Origin of the sequence: Litchfieldella xinjiangensis, from assembly GCF_000759345.1 — a bacterium.
Lineage (GTDB): Bacteria > Pseudomonadota > Gammaproteobacteria > Pseudomonadales > Halomonadaceae > Litchfieldella_A > Litchfieldella_A xinjiangensis.
On record NZ_JPZL01000002.1, the window covers coordinates 213,163 to 228,612 of the forward strand.

15 protein-coding genes are annotated in these 15,450 nt (G+C 62.8%); 9 read left to right on the forward strand and 6 right to left on the reverse strand.

Going from position 1 to position 15,450, the window contains the following annotated elements:
- Nucleotides 1-39: 39 nt before the first annotated feature.
- On the forward strand, nt 40-969 hold the full coding sequence (locus JH15_RS08520) for a D-2-hydroxyacid dehydrogenase family protein (protein ID WP_043529412.1): 930 nt from the start codon (nt 40-42) through the stop codon (nt 967-969).
- 91 nt (nt 970-1,060) lie between these two features.
- Complete coding sequence (locus JH15_RS08525) at nt 1,061-2,518, forward strand: dihydrolipoyl dehydrogenase (RefSeq protein ID WP_043529413.1); 1,458 nt, start codon at nt 1,061-1,063, stop codon at nt 2,516-2,518.
- A gap of 10 nt (nt 2,519-2,528) precedes the next feature.
- On the opposite strand, the gene JH15_RS08530 is transcribed toward JH15_RS08525, so the two are convergent.
- Nucleotides 2,529-3,107 (reverse strand): MFS transporter, encoded by a 579-nt coding sequence (locus tag JH15_RS08530; protein WP_043529414.1) that lies wholly within the window; start codon nt 3,105-3,107, stop codon nt 2,529-2,531.
- Nucleotides 3,108-3,227: 120 nt separating this feature from the next.
- On the opposite strand from JH15_RS08530, the gene JH15_RS08535 reads away from it, so the two are divergent.
- A complete protein-coding gene (locus JH15_RS08535) occupies nt 3,228-3,923 on the forward strand; it encodes an extensin-like domain-containing protein (protein ID WP_043529415.1) in 696 nt (231 codons plus the stop codon).
- Between the two features lie 14 nt (nt 3,924-3,937).
- Here JH15_RS08535 and aguA read toward each other — a convergent pair whose 3' ends face one another.
- The 5 genes from aguA to JH15_RS08560 all read right to left on the reverse strand — a co-directional run bounded on the left by aguA (nt 3,938) and on the right by JH15_RS08560 (nt 9,400).
- A complete protein-coding gene (gene aguA, locus JH15_RS08540) occupies nt 3,938-5,056 on the reverse strand; it encodes an agmatine deiminase (protein ID WP_269319786.1) in 1,119 nt (372 codons plus the stop codon).
- Nucleotides 5,057-5,102: 46 nt separating this feature from the next.
- A complete protein-coding gene (locus tag JH15_RS08545; RefSeq protein WP_043529416.1) occupies nt 5,103-6,383 on the reverse strand; it encodes a GGDEF domain-containing protein in 1,281 nt (426 codons plus the stop codon).
- Entirely contained in the window at nt 6,380-6,934 is a 555-nt protein-coding gene (locus JH15_RS08550; protein ID WP_422730555.1) for a substrate-binding periplasmic protein, read from the reverse strand. The genes JH15_RS08545 and JH15_RS08550 overlap by 4 nt, the downstream gene beginning before the upstream one ends.
- A 188-nt stretch (nt 6,935-7,122) precedes the next feature.
- On the reverse strand, nt 7,123-7,863 hold the full coding sequence (locus tag JH15_RS08555; protein ID WP_043529417.1) for a substrate-binding periplasmic protein: 741 nt from the start codon (nt 7,861-7,863) through the stop codon (nt 7,123-7,125).
- Between the two features lie 139 nt (nt 7,864-8,002).
- On the reverse strand, nt 8,003-9,400 hold the full coding sequence (locus tag JH15_RS08560) for a hypothetical protein (protein WP_043529419.1): 1,398 nt from the start codon (nt 9,398-9,400) through the stop codon (nt 8,003-8,005).
- 234 nt (nt 9,401-9,634) lie between these two features.
- Between JH15_RS08560 and JH15_RS08565 the strand changes: the two genes are divergently transcribed.
- The 6 genes from JH15_RS08565 (at nt 9,635) to JH15_RS08590 (ending at nt 15,400) form a co-directional block, all read left to right on the forward strand.
- Nucleotides 9,635-10,573, forward strand: a complete 939-nt coding sequence (locus JH15_RS08565; protein ID WP_043529421.1) for a hypothetical protein — start codon at nt 9,635-9,637, stop codon at nt 10,571-10,573.
- Nucleotides 10,574-10,605: 32 nt separating this feature from the next.
- Nucleotides 10,606-11,811 carry a toxic anion resistance protein gene (locus JH15_RS08570; RefSeq protein WP_043529423.1) on the forward strand — a complete coding sequence of 402 codons (1,206 nt, stop codon included), beginning with the start codon at nt 10,606-10,608 and terminating at the stop codon, nt 11,809-11,811.
- Nucleotides 11,804-13,168, forward strand: a complete 1,365-nt coding sequence (locus JH15_RS08575; protein WP_043529425.1) for an MFS transporter — start codon at nt 11,804-11,806, stop codon at nt 13,166-13,168. The genes JH15_RS08570 and JH15_RS08575 overlap by 8 nt, the downstream gene beginning before the upstream one ends.
- A 94-nt stretch (nt 13,169-13,262) precedes the next feature.
- Complete coding sequence (locus JH15_RS08580) at nt 13,263-13,790, forward strand: retropepsin-like aspartic protease family protein (protein ID WP_043529427.1); 528 nt, start codon at nt 13,263-13,265, stop codon at nt 13,788-13,790.
- A 24-nt stretch (nt 13,791-13,814) separates the two neighbouring features.
- Nucleotides 13,815-14,780, forward strand: coding sequence for a YihY/virulence factor BrkB family protein (locus tag JH15_RS08585; protein ID WP_043529430.1), 966 nt, complete (start codon nt 13,815-13,817; stop codon nt 14,778-14,780).
- Between the two features lie 128 nt (nt 14,781-14,908).
- Nucleotides 14,909-15,400, forward strand: coding sequence for a gluconokinase (locus tag JH15_RS08590; protein WP_043529432.1), 492 nt, complete (start codon nt 14,909-14,911; stop codon nt 15,398-15,400).
- Nucleotides 15,401-15,450 lie beyond the last annotated feature (50 nt).

Sequence of the window (15,450 nt, forward strand, 5' to 3'; positions counted from 1 at the left end):
GTAAGCGACCGCGCGCTGGGCGATGAACGAGGGATTGCCGTGCATATCGTGATACCCGACGATTACCAGGACGTTGTAAAACATCTCGAGGCGTTCGAGCGCCTTGCCGATCATGAGGTGAGCGTTTACAACGACACCGCCACGGATATCGACACACGGGTGGCCCGTTTCTCCGAGGCTGACGTACTGGTGCTCATCCGTGAGCGTACCCCCATCGATGCCGAGCTGCTGGCGCGCCTGCCGCGGCTCAAGTTGATCAGCCAGACGGGCGGCGGCACGGCACACATCGACGTGGCGGCCTGCCAGCGCCAGGGAGTCAAGGTCATGTCGGGGACGGGCTCACCCGTTTCCACGGCGGAACTGACCTGGGCACTGGTACTCGCCGCGACCCGGAACATTCCCCAGGAGATCGAGAATCTCAAGGCCGGGCGCTGGCAACGCACGCTGGGAACCGGCCTCCATGGGAAGACCCTGGGGCTCTTCGGCTACGGAAAGATCGGACGGTTGGTGGCGGGGTACGGCCAGGCCTTCGGCATGCAGGTGCTGGTCTGGGGGCGCGAGACCACACGCGAGCGCGCGCGCAGTGACGGAATCGAGGCGGCAGTATCCCAAGCCGACTTCTTCACGCGCTCCGATGTGCTGAGCCTGCACTTGCGGCTCAACGAGGAGACACGTGGCATCGTGGGGCCCGAAGACCTGGCGCGCATGCCGGCCACCTCGGTGCTGATCAATCCCAGCCGGGCAGGCCTGCTCGCCCCGGGGGCGCTCGAACAGGCGCTGCGCCAAGGCCGTCCTGGACGCGCCGCCATCGATGTATTCGACCACGAGCCGTTACGCGATGACCCCTTGCTGGCCCTACCCAACCTGGTGGCTACACCGCACCTGGGTTATGTCGAACGCGACAACTATGAGCTCTACTTCCGCGAAGCGTTCGATAACGTGCTGGCCTTCGCCGCTGAGCAAGGTTAGTACCTTCAAGCGTTCCTATTGATTGACGCACGATTGCATCACCCCTCGCCTGGACTGCTACGGTTAGCGTAGAGAGACAGGGAGAGCTGACATGCAGGAATGCCACGTTGACGTCGCTATCGTTGGCGCAGGGAGTGCCGGACTGAGCGCCTACCGGGCTGCCAAGCGTCACACCGATGCGGTCATGCTGATCGAAGGCGGCGAGCACGGTACGACCTGCGCCCGAACCGGGTGTATGCCCAGCAAGCTATTGATTGCTGCCGCCAACGCTATCCATCGTGCGCGTCACATCGAGCCCTTCGGTGGACGCGCTGGGCCCATCGATATCGACGGCAAGGCGGTCATGGCGAGGGTTCAGCGCGAACGGCGCCGCTTCTTCGAAAGCATCCAGGGCTCGGTGGCCGATTTCCCCGACGAGGACGTGCTGCAGGGTAAGGTGCGCTTCGAGGGGCCGGGCGCCCTGGTCGTCGACGATCATACGCGGGTGCATTTTTCACGTGCGGTGATAGCCACCGGCACGTCGCCCCATGTTCCCGAGCCCTTTCAGGCCGCAGGCGACCGTGTCGTGACCACCGACACGCTGTTCGACTGGCCCGAACTGCCGGACTCCGTGGCGATCATGGGACCGGGGGTGATCGGCTTGGAGCTGGGCCAGGCCCTGGCACGTCTCGATGTGCGGGTGCGCATGTTCGGACGCAGCGGCGGCTTGGGTGGGCTCAAGGATGAAGCGATCCGCGACCGAGCCGAGGCGCTCTTCGCCAGCCAGTTCTATCTCGATACCCGAGCCGAAATACACGCCGTGTCGCAGGACGACAACGAAGTGGCCGTGACCTTCGTCGAGCGCAGTACGGGCGAGACCCTCACTGAACGTTTCGATTATCTGCTGGCGGCGACCGGTCGCCGCCCCAATCTCCAGGGGTTGGATCTCGACCGTTTGGGTATCGAGACCGATGAGCACGGTGTGCCCCGTCACGATCGCTATACCATGCAATGCCATTCGACGACGCAGGCGCCCAGTCCGATCTTCATCGCTGGCGACGTCGATCGGGCCGACCCGCTGCTTCACGAGGCGACCGACGAGGGCCGCATCGCCGGCGACAATGCCGGACGCTTTCCCAATCTGCGTACTGGCCACCGGCGCGTTCCCTTCACGGTCGTGTTCAGCGAGCCGCAGATTGCTCAGGTGGGTATGTCACTTAGCGAGGTCGAGGCCAACCCGCAGGGGTATGCCATCGGCACACTGGATTTCGCCTCACAAGGCCGGGCTAGGGTCATGAATGTTCATGAAGGGGCAATGAATCTCTACGGCGAGTACGGCACCGGACGCTTCCTGGGTGCCGAGCTGGTGGCCCCCGAGGCCGAGCATCTGGGCCACCTGCTGGCCTGGGCATGCCAGCAGCGCCTGACCGTTCAGGAAATGCTCAACATGCCGTTCTACCACCCGACGCTGGAAGAGGGCCTACGTACCGCGCTACGCGATCTGGGTGCCAAGCTGCTGCTCGAGGAAGCGCCTGTGGATCAATGCACCGAATGCGGGCCGGGCACCTAGCCGGTGTTGGCTAGTCGGCTCTTTCGGCGCTGGCATCGTCGAACCGGTCGACGCGACGCAGTACCGGAAACAGGCGCATCCAGGTCGCGACCACCGCCAGCGTTCCCACGCTGCCAATCGCCGCCGCCGGCACGGCCCCTAGCCAGGCAGCCATGCTGCCGGCACGAAACTCCCCAAGTTCGTTGCTGGAGCCAATGAACAGCATATTGACGGCATTTACCCGACCGCGCATTTCATCCGGCGTGGCCAACTGAATGACCGTGGTGCGGACATAGACGCTGATCATGTCGGCGGCGCCGGCCACGAACATCGCACCCAGCGAGAGCCAGAACGTCGTCGAAAAGGTAAAGACCAGATTGGCGACTCCGAATACGGCCACTGCCATGAACATCACCCAGCCTGCGTGGCGTCGTATCCCACGCACACCGAGATAGATGCCCATCAGCAAGGCGCCCGCGGCAATGGCACTGCGCAGCGCGCCCAGCCCTTCGGGGCCCACCTCGAGTATTTCGTGAGCATAGATCGGCAGCAGGGCAATGACGCCACCGAGCAACACGGCAAACAGGTCCAGCGAGATGGCGCCAAGCATGGGAGGACCGTGATGCGAAGCGATGCCTGAGTCTAAAGGGCTTTTCGCTAGCAGGCGAATGATCCGTCGTTCAGCTGTCCCATCATGTCCCCAAAGGCGCAAACCGGCTAGGCTAGGCCGATGCGCATGACTCTGGTATGTCTCATCCTGATATTCATTGGCCTGGGCTTCGACAAGGGATGGTGGGAGGTGCCTCGCCACTGGGCGCCCTGGGCGCCGCTGGTGATCGATGACCCCATGACGCCGGTGACCCAATGGAAGCTGAAGCAGCTCCAGGGCGACCGGGAGGGTTGTCTGGCAGCGCTGGCTTCGGTGCCGAATGGCGAACTCGACTATACCCCGATGGCCGACTACACGCCGGTGGCGAGCTGCCCGCTCGAGAACATGGTCCGCGTGCGGGCGAGCAGCGTCAGCTTCAATGCGAGTTTTGCGGCGACTTGTCCGCTGGCCCTGGCTTGGGTCATGTACGAGCGTCATCGTCTGCAACCGCTCGCCGAGTCGGTTCTGGGCAGCCGAGTGGCGCGCGTCGAGCACTATGGGAGCTTTGCCTGTCGCAATATTTACCATCGGCCCAATGCCCGACGCAGCGAGCATGCCACGGCCGAGGCGCTGGATGTCGCGGCGTTTCGATTGGCGGATGGCCGACGTATCAGCCTGAGCCGGGATTGGGGAGATGAAGATCCACGTGGCGACTTCCTTCGCCAGGTGCGCGATGGCGGCTGCGATGTCTTCGGCAACGTGCTCGGACCGGACTACAACGCCGCGCACGCCGATCATTTCCATTTCGGCATGCGCGGCTTCGGAGTGTGTCGGTGAGCTGGGCCGCTCGCTCAGGGCCGGGGTTGTTGCTGCGTGATGCAGTGTACGTTGCCACCGCCTAGCAGGATCTCGCGAGCAGGCACACCGATCACCCGGCGACTCGGAAATATCCCCTGTAAAATGCCGCGCGTCACGTCGTCCAGGGCTGGATCGAGCGACGGCATGACCACCACCGAATTGCCGATATAGAAATTGACGTAAGACCCGGCCATGCGATCCCCCGGGCCACGTGGCCGCGAGCTGTTGAGCCGGTCGATACCACTAGCTTCCTCCTCGAGGATGTACATCGGCGCGGGTTGGGGCAGCTTGTGCACCTTGAGCCGGCGTCCCCGGGCGTCGATGGCGTTTTCGAGGATATCCAGTGCCTCGCGGGAGATCGGGTACTGGGGATCCTCTTCATCGTCGCACCAGGTCAGTACCACTTCGCCAGGGGCCACGAAGCAGCACAGGTTGTCCACATGACCATCGGTTTCGTCGAGGTGGCAGCCTCGCGGCAGCCAGATGATGGTCGATACGCCCAGGTAATCGCGCAGCAGCGACTCCATGTGTTCGCGTGACATGTCGGGATTACGGTTGGGGTTGAGCAGACACTCCTCGGTGACCAGCAACGTCCCCTCGCCATCGACATGAATCGCCCCGCCTTCGAGCACTGCCGGAGCCTGAAAACGCGGGATGCCCAGGATCTCGGCGATCTTGGTGCGAATGCGGCGATCCTTGTCCCAGGGGAAATAGAGTCCCCCCTTGAGCCCGCCCCAGGCATTGAAGTCCCAATCGACCATGGCCAGGCGGCCATCGGGGTGGGTCAGGAAGGTCGGACCCACATCGCGCATCCAGGCGTCGTTGCTCGAGAGCTCAACCACGCGAATATGCGAGGGCAGCTGATTACGGGCGTTCTCGTACTGCTCGTCATTGACCCCGACGAATACCGTCTCGCTCTCGGCAATGGCCGTGGCCACCGCGGTAAAGGCACGCTGCGCGGGCTTGGCTCCGTAGCGCCAGGTGTCGGGCCGTTGTGGCCACAGCATCCAGCAGGCGTCGTGAGGGGCAAATTCCGCTGGCATGGCGAAACCCAGTGCAGCGGGGGTATTGGCGGTCGTCATGGTCTCTTCAGTCAATGGCATTGGCTTCATGGGGGCTCGGTCTCGCCCAGCAGACATTCGACGACAAGAGTAGCGCCTAATCGGGTTGTGCTACCACCCGATTACGGCCCTGGGACTTGGCCTGATAAAGGCATTGGTCGGCTTGCTTGACCAGCGGGGCAGGGGACGCGTCGTCTTGGTCAGGGGTGGCGCTGGCCACGCCGATGCTTACCGTGATGCGGTCATGCACGGGGGAGAAGGCATGAGGGATATGCAGCGCTTCAATGGCGCCTCGTATCCGCTTGGCCACAGCACTGGCGCCATCAATGTCGGTGCCGGGCAGCACGCACACGAACTCCTCACCGCCGAAGCGAGCCGCCAGATCCGATGTGCGCGATACGGTACTGCTGATGCTGTGGGCCACCTGGCGCAGGCTGTCATCACCCACGGTATGTCCATAATTGTCATTGAAAGGCTTGAAAAAATCGATATCGATGAACAGCACCGACAGGCTATACCCGGAACGTCGCGCTCGTTGCCATTCGTCGGACAGGAAGGCATCGAAGCGGCGGCGATTGGCGATCCCGGTCAGGCCATCCACTGTGGATATCTGATGCAGTCGATCACGCTGGTCCAGGCCATGCTGAAAGGCCTTGAGCAGTCGATCCAGGCCGGCAACGAGGTGACCTAGTTCATCGTCGCCATGATAGCGAAGCCGTGGCTTGGGCCACTCGCCAGGGCGCTCGGGATCGACCTGAGCGATGGCGGCATGCACCTTGAGCAACGGTCGGGTGATCAGGAAATGGAAGGCAAGCACCACCAGCGCCGCGATGGCAAAGGCCTTGATTACCCCGAGGCTGAAGATCAATACGCTACGCTCGACAAATGCATTGCCCAGGCTATCCAATGCGAGTATCAGTTCGATCTCGCCCACGGGGTCGGCATTCTCTTCACCGTCGACGTGGTAGTTCAGGTCTTGCTCGTAATGGACGATGTCACCGAATAGCCATCGCGCAAGCCAACTGCCCTGCGTGTCTCGCTCGAGTTCACGCACCGCCATCCGTCGTCCGAAATCGTCGCGAAGCTCAATGCGTTTGACATTGCCGGCATCGAACAGGCCGTTGGCCACCTGTTGCGCCAGGTCGGGGTTGAGCTGGAACGCAGCCTCGGCCGCCGTACCGTCGACCAGGTCGAGTCGCTGGCGCGTCTGTTCCTGAATCTCGTCGCGCATCTGGCTCGCTTCCAGGCTGAGTTCCGCCACCCCGGCCAGCAGGCTCATGGCGATGGCGATGATCAGCGTCACGGCGGCCTGCTTGGCCGTAATGCCTTTCCAGCGCGAGACGCGTTGGCCTGGGATCGTAGAGGGCTCCGGGGTCATCGTTGCGCCTCCCCGTCGAGCGTCTGGCGGGAATGACTTTCGTGATGATCGGGATTGCGCAATCGATCCAGGGCGGCCTGCAGGCGTGACAGCAGTGACCCGGGCACCCCCGGATGGCAGGCCAGGTACATGTTCGCCCGATGAAAGCTGAAGAGGCGTTTGATCGGCACACCTGCGTTACCGGCGACATGCCTGGCGGTCGCCTCCCCGGTAACCCAGACATCGATCAGGCCGGCTTCGAGGCGCAGCGCGTTTTCACGGTCGGTCGCGGTCAACAGGACCGGAATGCCATGCGACTCGACGAAGCGGCCCACCGCATCCTCGCGGTAACTACCCACCCGCAAGCCTGCCAAGGCCTCGAGGCTCCCCGAGTCGATCGTGCGGTCTTCCAGGGCAAAGGCTGCCCAATCCGTATCGACCAGTGGCCCCACCCACTGGAATGCCGCCTCCCGTTCCGCTGTCCTTACGGTGGAGTAGACACATGTATCCTCGCGAAGACGGGCTTCGGTATAGGCCCTGGCCCAGGGCAGAACCCGAAATTGCGCTGTCATCCCGGCCTCGTCCAGGGCCGTCTGGAGCAGGCGTGTGACGGAGCCTTCGATCTCGCCCTCGGCATTGGTGAAGTTTTAGGGCGGATACTCCTCGGTGTTGAACGTCAATTCCTCGGCAGCCGAAGTCAGCGGGAACAGTAGCGGGAAGAGCAGGCTCAGGCAGGACCACGGGCGTGAAGCGAAGCAGTTCATTGGCGCTCCAGAAGCGTATTCAGCGTGCCGCGCTCGCGCAGCGTATCCAGCCCCGACTGCAGTGAGGCGACCAGCGTAGCGTCGGTGGCCGGATTGAGCGCGAAGTAGAGCGACGATTCGCTGAGGGTGAGTATCGACTCGTAGTCGCTCACGTCGAGGCCTTGTTCCTCGATGATCCAGAAGGCCACATCCTCGCTGTAGGCCCAAAGGTCGACTCGCCCCCGATCGAGCATCATCAGGGCGCTGGCATTGGAGATGGCCGAGATGATGCGCCCCGGATCCGCGCCGGCCTCTTCGAGCCGCTGGGCGCCAATATCCTCGCGAATTACCGCGACCTGAAAGGACGAGGCATTGAGCTCGGGGATGGAGCCGAGCGACAGGCCGCGATCGCGGCGAGCGATCAATGTGACCCGATCGCGGGCAATCGGCCCAACCCACTGGAATAGCGCCTCCCGCGAGGGGGTGCGGGTGGTCGAGAAAAGCACGGTATTCGGTTCTTTCAGGGCGGTCTCGTAGCCCCGCGCCCAAGGCAGGAGACGGATGGACTCCCGCGGAAGCCGCAAACCGCTGGCCTCGAAGATAGCGCTCAGGATATCGACCGAGATGCCGTGCACCTCCCCATTGCGCTTGTAGTTATAGGGGGGATAGTCCTCGGTGATGAAATGCAGCTCGCTCAGGTCCGCCGCCGCTGTCATCGAGGACAGCAGGCAGCAGCCAAGCCATACCCACTTGTTCATGCCCAGCCCGTCCTGCGTACGTCAGTCGTTGGTATTAGTTTTTATCGGGGGCATCTTCCCACGTAAAAATAAAGCAGGCGGGGTGTGATGTCACCTTTCGGTTACATCGAATAACGTTTAGAGGTCCTGATGAGACGCTTCAGCCACGTGTCCCGTCGATTTCCACGACCAGCCGGTAGGGGCCGCTATCCGAACCGCCGAACGAGCGCGCAACGAGACGGTAGTCGCCAGGCTCGAGATGGGTCCGGATACGTGCATCGTAGCCACCGCCACTGTCATCGTCTTCGAGCCGGAGCTGCTCACCTTCGAGTTCCAGGAAGGCGTCCACGACACTCGAGGACATGGTGATCGAGTAGCGCCCAGGCTGCTCGATATGGAACCCGTAATAGTGCCGAGCGCCGTATTCGAGCATGGCATCGATGGGCGTGCCGACCTCGAGCGAGCTGGTGGCCGTTGCGGGGAGCGCATCCCGGCTGGACGCCAGGGTGAACAGGCCGCTGCCGGTATTGTCATAGCTGCGTGCGGTGACGGTGTAGCTGCCCGAGGGGAGAATGCGCTGGATTCTCGCATCGTGCCCACCGGCCCCATCGTCATCTTCTACAGAGAGGGTCTCACTGTTCAATTCCAGGTAGGCATCGATGTCGCTCGAGCGCATCTCCAGGGTCACCTGGGTGGACTCGGTCAGCTCGAAGTGGTAATCGAGCGGCGAACCGCTATACCACCCCTGCAGCGTTTCGCCCAGTGGCAGCTCGCCTGACTGGGTCAGCGAGACGTCACCGGGAAGCGAGCGCTGGGTCATTGTCAGGGTATAGTGGCCGGTCCCGTCGCCCTGTAGCGTGCGCGCTTCGAGCTGATAGCGACCGGCGTCGAGGAAGTCGGAAAGGCGGGCATTCAAGTTGCCCCCGCTATCGTCGTCCTCACGGCGGGTGCCCTGTGCGTCGGTCAGCACCAGGTAGGCATCGACATCGTCCGAATCCATGCCGATCTCGTAGAGTCCCGGCTCGTCGATAACGATTTCGTACTGATTGCTGCTTTCCTGGAGCCAGCCATTGGTAGGCGTGCCGAGCGTGAGCGCTCCCGTATTCTGTACCTCGAGATGACGGCTGGTCAGGCGGAAGGGGCCATAGCTGTGCCGATCGCGCCCGCTGATGGCGACCACATAATTACCGCTATCATCGACGCGGCGACGCAGCCGAGTCGGGGAGACGTCTTCGGCCGACGCCGCCAGGAAGTTACCCTCGGTATCGTAGAGTGACAGTGCGCCGTGAAGAGCGCCGTCGAGTTCCAGTTCGACCAGGCTATCCGCTTCCAGCGTGAGCGTGACCCGCTCGAAACGGCTGCCGTCCTTGGCGTTGAGTGTGCTGCTGGACGTGATTTCACCTTGGTGGGGGGTACCCAATGCCAAGGGCCCGTTCTGGGTTACCTCGGCGGTCGAGGCGGTGGCGCCGGGGCGGTGCTCGGCTGCATACCAGCCGGCTCCCCCACCGATAATCAACGCCACAGCGGGAACCAGCAGGTGCAAAGCAGTCTTGGCCATGAAGGCGTCCTTGACGGAAAAGGGATGACAGAAGTGACGCCTCAACGCGTGCGGCGCCGGCACGCGGGCATAGTAAGGGCTTTTCGCGACGTTGGCATGTCCGGCTAGTACACGGTATTGCTACGTTTCGTCGAGCACAGCCAGCATGAACGCACGCTACGGGATATGGTCTTTTGGGCGTGGTTCGTGTTTTTCTACACTGAGTTATCGAAGGGAAGGGTGGTCTCGAGACCTATGCTCGAATTCATGCAAGGATTTGCCTATGGGCTTTTCCTGACCTGTCCGCCGTGGTTCCTGGTGGGCATGGTCAACCCGGCGCTGGCGGTTCCCACCGAATCGCCCAGTCGCCTGGAGGTGATCGGTCGTTATTGCCTGGGGATTCCGTTCATCGGGTTCCTGCTCTGGCTGACCTCGCTATGGGGCGGTTTCGATCCCAGCCTGCTTGGGTGGTTGGCGGGGTTGGGCGCCATCGCCGTGGAGCTGCCCCTGGAACGTAGCTGGCGGCGTTGGCGAGTTCGGCGTCGCCATCAGCGCCTCGAGGCGCTGCGTGCCGATGAAGCCGCGAAGCAACGGGCCCAGGTCGAACGCGAGGCCCGTGAGTCCGGTGTCGCGATACTCGACCCGGACCGCCCTCCGGCGGGGGCCGATGACGTTATCCTGGCCTTGTGCCAGGCAAAACGGGGCTTGGAGAATGTCGGCCGTCTCGATCTCGCCACTCAGGCGGATCGTCTCTACAGCCGCTACGCGAATGTTGCGGATCTGCTCGACGCCCGTTTCAGCCCCAGCGAACTGGCGTATGCCCGTTCCCGCGGCCTGGTCAGCGAAGTGTGCCTGGGTGCCGTGGACAACCTGACCGCGATGGCCAACCAGGCGCAGGGGGTCGCGGGGGTCGATAGCGACTTTGTCAGGCGCCGGCTGGACCGTGAGGGCAAGCGGCTATCCGTGGCCGAGCGTGTCGCACTCAAGCGGCGGCTGGAGCTGGTCGACGAGACCGAGCGTCACCTGCGTGAGCTTACGGCGCGCAATGAATCGGCACTCACCGTGCTCGACGATACGGCCGTGGCGCTGTCACGGGTACAGACCGATCGGCCTCAGGCCTCGGTCGCCGCGGATCAGGCCCTGAGTGACTTGCGGCGCTTCATCGAGCGTGCCGAACGCTACGGGCGTAGCTGAGGCGATCGATAACATGACGGAGAATACCGCCGATGAATGACGAGCACGATTCCAAGCGGCCCGCCCCGCTGTCCCTGCCACCGGTAGAGCACATCGCCCGTCATCTGGACGAACCGCGCGGCGGGCAAGAGGAAACGGTTTCCTCGAACCACGATGCCGAGTTGTCGGCCATGGCCGATGCCTTCGTCGATGAGGTCCTGGCGTCTCCCGAGGCCTCGGCCGAGCAGCAGCGCCGCGCTGTCGACGAGATGGGCATCGATATCCAGCGACAGGCTTCTCACCACAGCGCCATGCTGCAGACGCCACTGCGCAAGCTCGCCCACCACGGCGATGAAGGTGGCCCGGTGGCCCAGGCCCTGGTCAATCTGCGGGGGCGCATGCAATCCCTGGATCCCCAGCGCCACAACCTGTCGAAAGGCGGTCTCGACCGTGCCCTGGCATTGCTGCCCGGGGTCGGCACACGCATGCAGCGTTACTTCCGAAAGTTCGAGAACGCCCAGGAAGCGCTCGATGCAATCATTGCCGACCTGGAGAGCGGTCGCGAAATGCTGCGTCGGGATAACGTCACGTTAAGCGATGACCAGGAGGCCCTGCGCGATATCCTCGGCCAGCTCAACCGACAGATTGCCCTGGGGCGCTTGATCGACACCCGGCTCAGCCAGGCGGCCCAGGACCGCGAGCAGGACGACCCCCAGCGTACCTTCATCGAGGAGGAACTACTGTTCCCGCTGCGCCAACGGATCGTCGACCTTCAACAGCAACTGGCCGTCAGCCAACAAGGGGTGCTGGCGCTGGAGGTCATCATTCGCAACAACCGCGAATTGATGCGCGGCGTCGATCGCGCCATACATGTCACCGTCTCCGCGCTTACCGTGGCCGTGACCGTCGCCATGGCCCTGGCCAACCAGCGTCTGGTATTGGACCGGGTCGAATCGATCAACAGCAGTACCTCGGAGATGATTGCGGGCACTGCCAAGGCGCTACGTAGCCAGGGCGTGGAAATACAGACCCGGGCCTCGTCTGCGACGCTCGACATGCAGGCTCTCGAGGAGGCCTTCGGCGAGGTGATGGGCGCCATCGACGACCTGTCGCGTTATCGCCAGGACGCGTTGCCAAAACTCGACGAGCAGATCGATCGTCTCGAGTCGTTGTCCCGACAGGGCGGCGAGGCGATCAGCCGATTGGAGCGAGGCAATCGCCACCAGGACGACGAACGGGGCACGTCCCCTGATGCATAGCCTTCCTGAATCGGGCTCCAGGGCGTCACGGGCGCGCGCCTCGCGCAAGGAAATCCTCGGCTGGGCGATGTTCGATTTCGCCAATCAGGCCTATACGCTGCTGATCATTACCGTCGTGTTCGGCGAACTCTTCACCACCGTCATCGTCGGTGACCGGGGTGATGACTTTCGGCTTGCCAATTTCCTGTGGAGCCTGGCGCTGGCCCTCAGCTACCTGGCGGTCGTGATCACCGGCCCCGTCTGCGGGGCGATCATGGATTACAACGCCAGCAAGAAGCGCTTCCTGTTCGTCAGTTATCTGGCGACCGTAGTCACCACCGCGATGCTCTATTTCGTCTCGCCCGGTTACGTGGTCGTTGGCCTGCTTCTGATCGTGCTGTCGAATTACGCCTATTCGATGGGCGAATCGTTCATTGCCGCTTTCCTGCCCGACCTGGGGCCGCCGCAGGATCTGGGAAAGATCTCCGGATTCGGCTGGGCCCTGGGCTATGTCGGCGGCCTGTTCGCCGCCGGTTTCACCCTGGTGGTGCTGGGTGAGGCCACGGCGGACAACTTCGAGCGCATTCGCTGGGTGGGGCCCTTCGCAGCAGCATTCTTCCTGGTCACGGCCATTCCGACCTTCGCTTGGCTCAAGGAGCGCGGCCACCCCCAGCCGCGTCCGGCCGGGCACGGCTACGCGACGATCGCCCGCGAGCGTATCGCCGACACCTACCATGAGCTCAAGCGCTTTCGCGATCTGGGGGTATTCCTGGTCTCGTTGCTGTTCTCGATGGCCGGGGTCTACATCATCATCGCCTTCGCTTTCATCTACGGTGCCCAGGTGATCGGCTGGGATGAAGCGGTGCGCAACATCATGTTCATCATCGTCCAGATCACTGCCGCAGCGGGTGCGCTGGGGTTCGGCTTCCTGCAGGATCGAATCGGTGCAAAGATCACCTACATCGGTACGCTGGTGCTGTGGATTGCGGCGATCATCGCCATCTGGGCCACCCCCGAGGTCACCGCCTTTCTCAATGCGCGCCTGGGACTGGCCTGGGAGGCGCAGCATCTGTTTCTCTTCGTGGGATGCCTGGCGGGGCTTAGCCTGGGCTCGAGCCAGTCGGCGAGCCGTGCCCTGGTGGGGCTATTCTCACCGACCGAAAAGTCGGCAGAGTTCTTCGGCTTCTGGGGCCTGGCCAACAAGCTTGCTGGTGTCATCGGTATCATCGGTCTGGGGCTGTTGCAGTCGGTGGTCGGGCTTCAGGCCTCTATTCTGTTGTGTGCCGCGCTGTTCATGGTGGCGATCGCGATTTGCCTTGGTGTCGACCAGGCACGCGGCGAGCGGGTGGCCGAGACCTGGGAACGTCGGTCGGCGTGAGTGCCCCGCAACGCGCCCGCTATCGTCATGGCGTATCCTGCCGATAGGGCCTGCGACGTGATGCACGGGCGGGTCGCATGCCAAGGGAGGCGAGATGAGCGACGAGGACAAGGGAATTCGACGAGTCGGCCTGGGCATGATGTTGCTGTTCTGGCTGCTGCTATTGGCGATGGGGTCGTGGTGGTTCCACCACTATCTCGAACGACGGCATAACCCCAATGCCAACCTGGTGGAGCAGGAGGGCGCTGAGGGGGGCAGTGTCACGCTTGAGCGCAACGCATCGGGTCACTTCGTCGCCACGGGGCGCATCAATGGCGAGCCGGTGGAATTCCTGCTCGACACCGGGGCAACCTATCTGGCCATTCCGGCTGATCTGGCGGAGCGTCTTGAGCTGGCGCCAGGCCGCCCCGCGATGTTTCAGACCGCCAATGGCCGTGTGCAGGGGTACATGACCCAGGTCGATCGGGTCAGCCTGGGCGGCCTGGCGACACACGATGTGCCGGCGTCAATCAATCCCGGTATGGACGGTGACATGGCCCTGCTGGGCATGAGTTTCCTGGGGCGCTTCGATATCCAGATTCGAGGCACCGAGATGGTGCTCCGCCTGCCGGAGGCCCCCTAGCCACAACCAGGGAAGGAGGACGCAATGTTCAGATTCTTGCGCGGTCGGGGTCGTCGTGCCGATCAGCCACGACAGATTCCCCGCCTGGGCTGGCTGGATATTCTATGGCGCCTGGTACGGGCCATGGGCGACGACGATATCACCATGCTTGCCGCCGGCGTCGCTTTCTATGCCTTGCTTTCGTTGTTTCCGGCCGTGGCGGCCGTGGTGTCGCTCTGGGCTTTGATACTGGATCCTCAGGATATCATCGAGCAGATCGCTACCCTGGGCCGTTTCATCCCTCCCGGCGCCGCGGACATCATTCGCCGCCAGGCCGAGCAGATTGCCGAGAATACCAACACGGGACTCAGCGTGACGGCCGTCATCAGTCTCTTGGTGGCCGTCATGGTCGCTTCCAAGGGGGTGCTGGGTCTGATCAATGGCTTGAACAAGGTCTATGGCGAGCGTGAGCGTCGTCGCTGGCTCGAGCGGATGTTGGTGGTGGCGGCCCTTACCGTGGGGCTTATCACCTTGACATTGGCCACCATCGTTTTCGTCGCCCTGTTTCCTTTGGCGATTGGCATGTTGGGGCTCGACAGTGGCGCGGTGCAGATCGTAAGCCTGCTGCGCTGGCCGGCGTTGATGCTGGTGATGATGGTGGTGGTCGCAGTTTTGTATCGCTATGCGCCCTATCGCCGCGCGCCACGCTGGGACTGGGTCAGCGTCGGTACCGTGACGGCGACCCTGCTGTGGGTGCTGGGCTCCGGGGGCCTATCGTTGTATGCGCGTTACTATTCGACGTTCAACGAACTTTACGGCTCGCTGGGGGCAGTGGTGATCCTGTTGATGTGGTTCTGGCTGACATCCTTCCTGATCCTGTTCGGTGCGGAGCTGAATAGCGAGATGGAACGCCAGACCTCCCGCGATACCACGCAAGGCGAAGCCCGCCCGATGGGTGAGCGAGGCGCGCGGGCGGCCGATACACTGGGTAAAGACCACCCCAGGCGTTGACGCTTCCTGGCATTGGCATCAATTGACAGGGCGGCTGGATGGCACTAGTCTGCGTTTTTACGTTACTGGTAATATCGCGCGTCGATTGGCCACGGCGATGCCCCGTAAAGCGATAACACGAGGTAGACATGACCAAACCCAAGATCCTGCTGATGGGGGTTTCAGGTTGTGGCAAGAGCTTGATTGGAGCGCGCCTCGCGGAAGTGCTTCAAATTCCCTTCCACGACGCCGACAGCTTCCATAGTGAAGCCAACGTGCGCAAGATGGCCAATGGCGTCCCCCTCAACGATGATGACCGTGCCGACTGGCTGGCCACGCTGGCGAACCTGGTTCGCTCGGAGCCTGCGCTGGTGCTGGGGTGCTCGGCACTCAAGCGGCGTTATCGCGATTTCCTTCGTGACGGCAATCCTGACTTGCAGTTCCTTTACCTTCACGGTGATTACGACACCATCCTGCCACGCCTCGAGAGCCGTCGGGATCACTACTTTGCCGGTGCCGCGATGCTCAGGAACCAGTTCGAGCAGCTCGAGCCGCCCGATAACCGTGAAGCCTGTTCGATCGATATTCGCCTGGGTCCCGACGAGATCGTCAAGGCGTGTCTTGACACCCTCCGGCGCTGACATCATTCGGTCAACAATCCATCACGCGATTGTAAGGAAGGCTCCCTAAG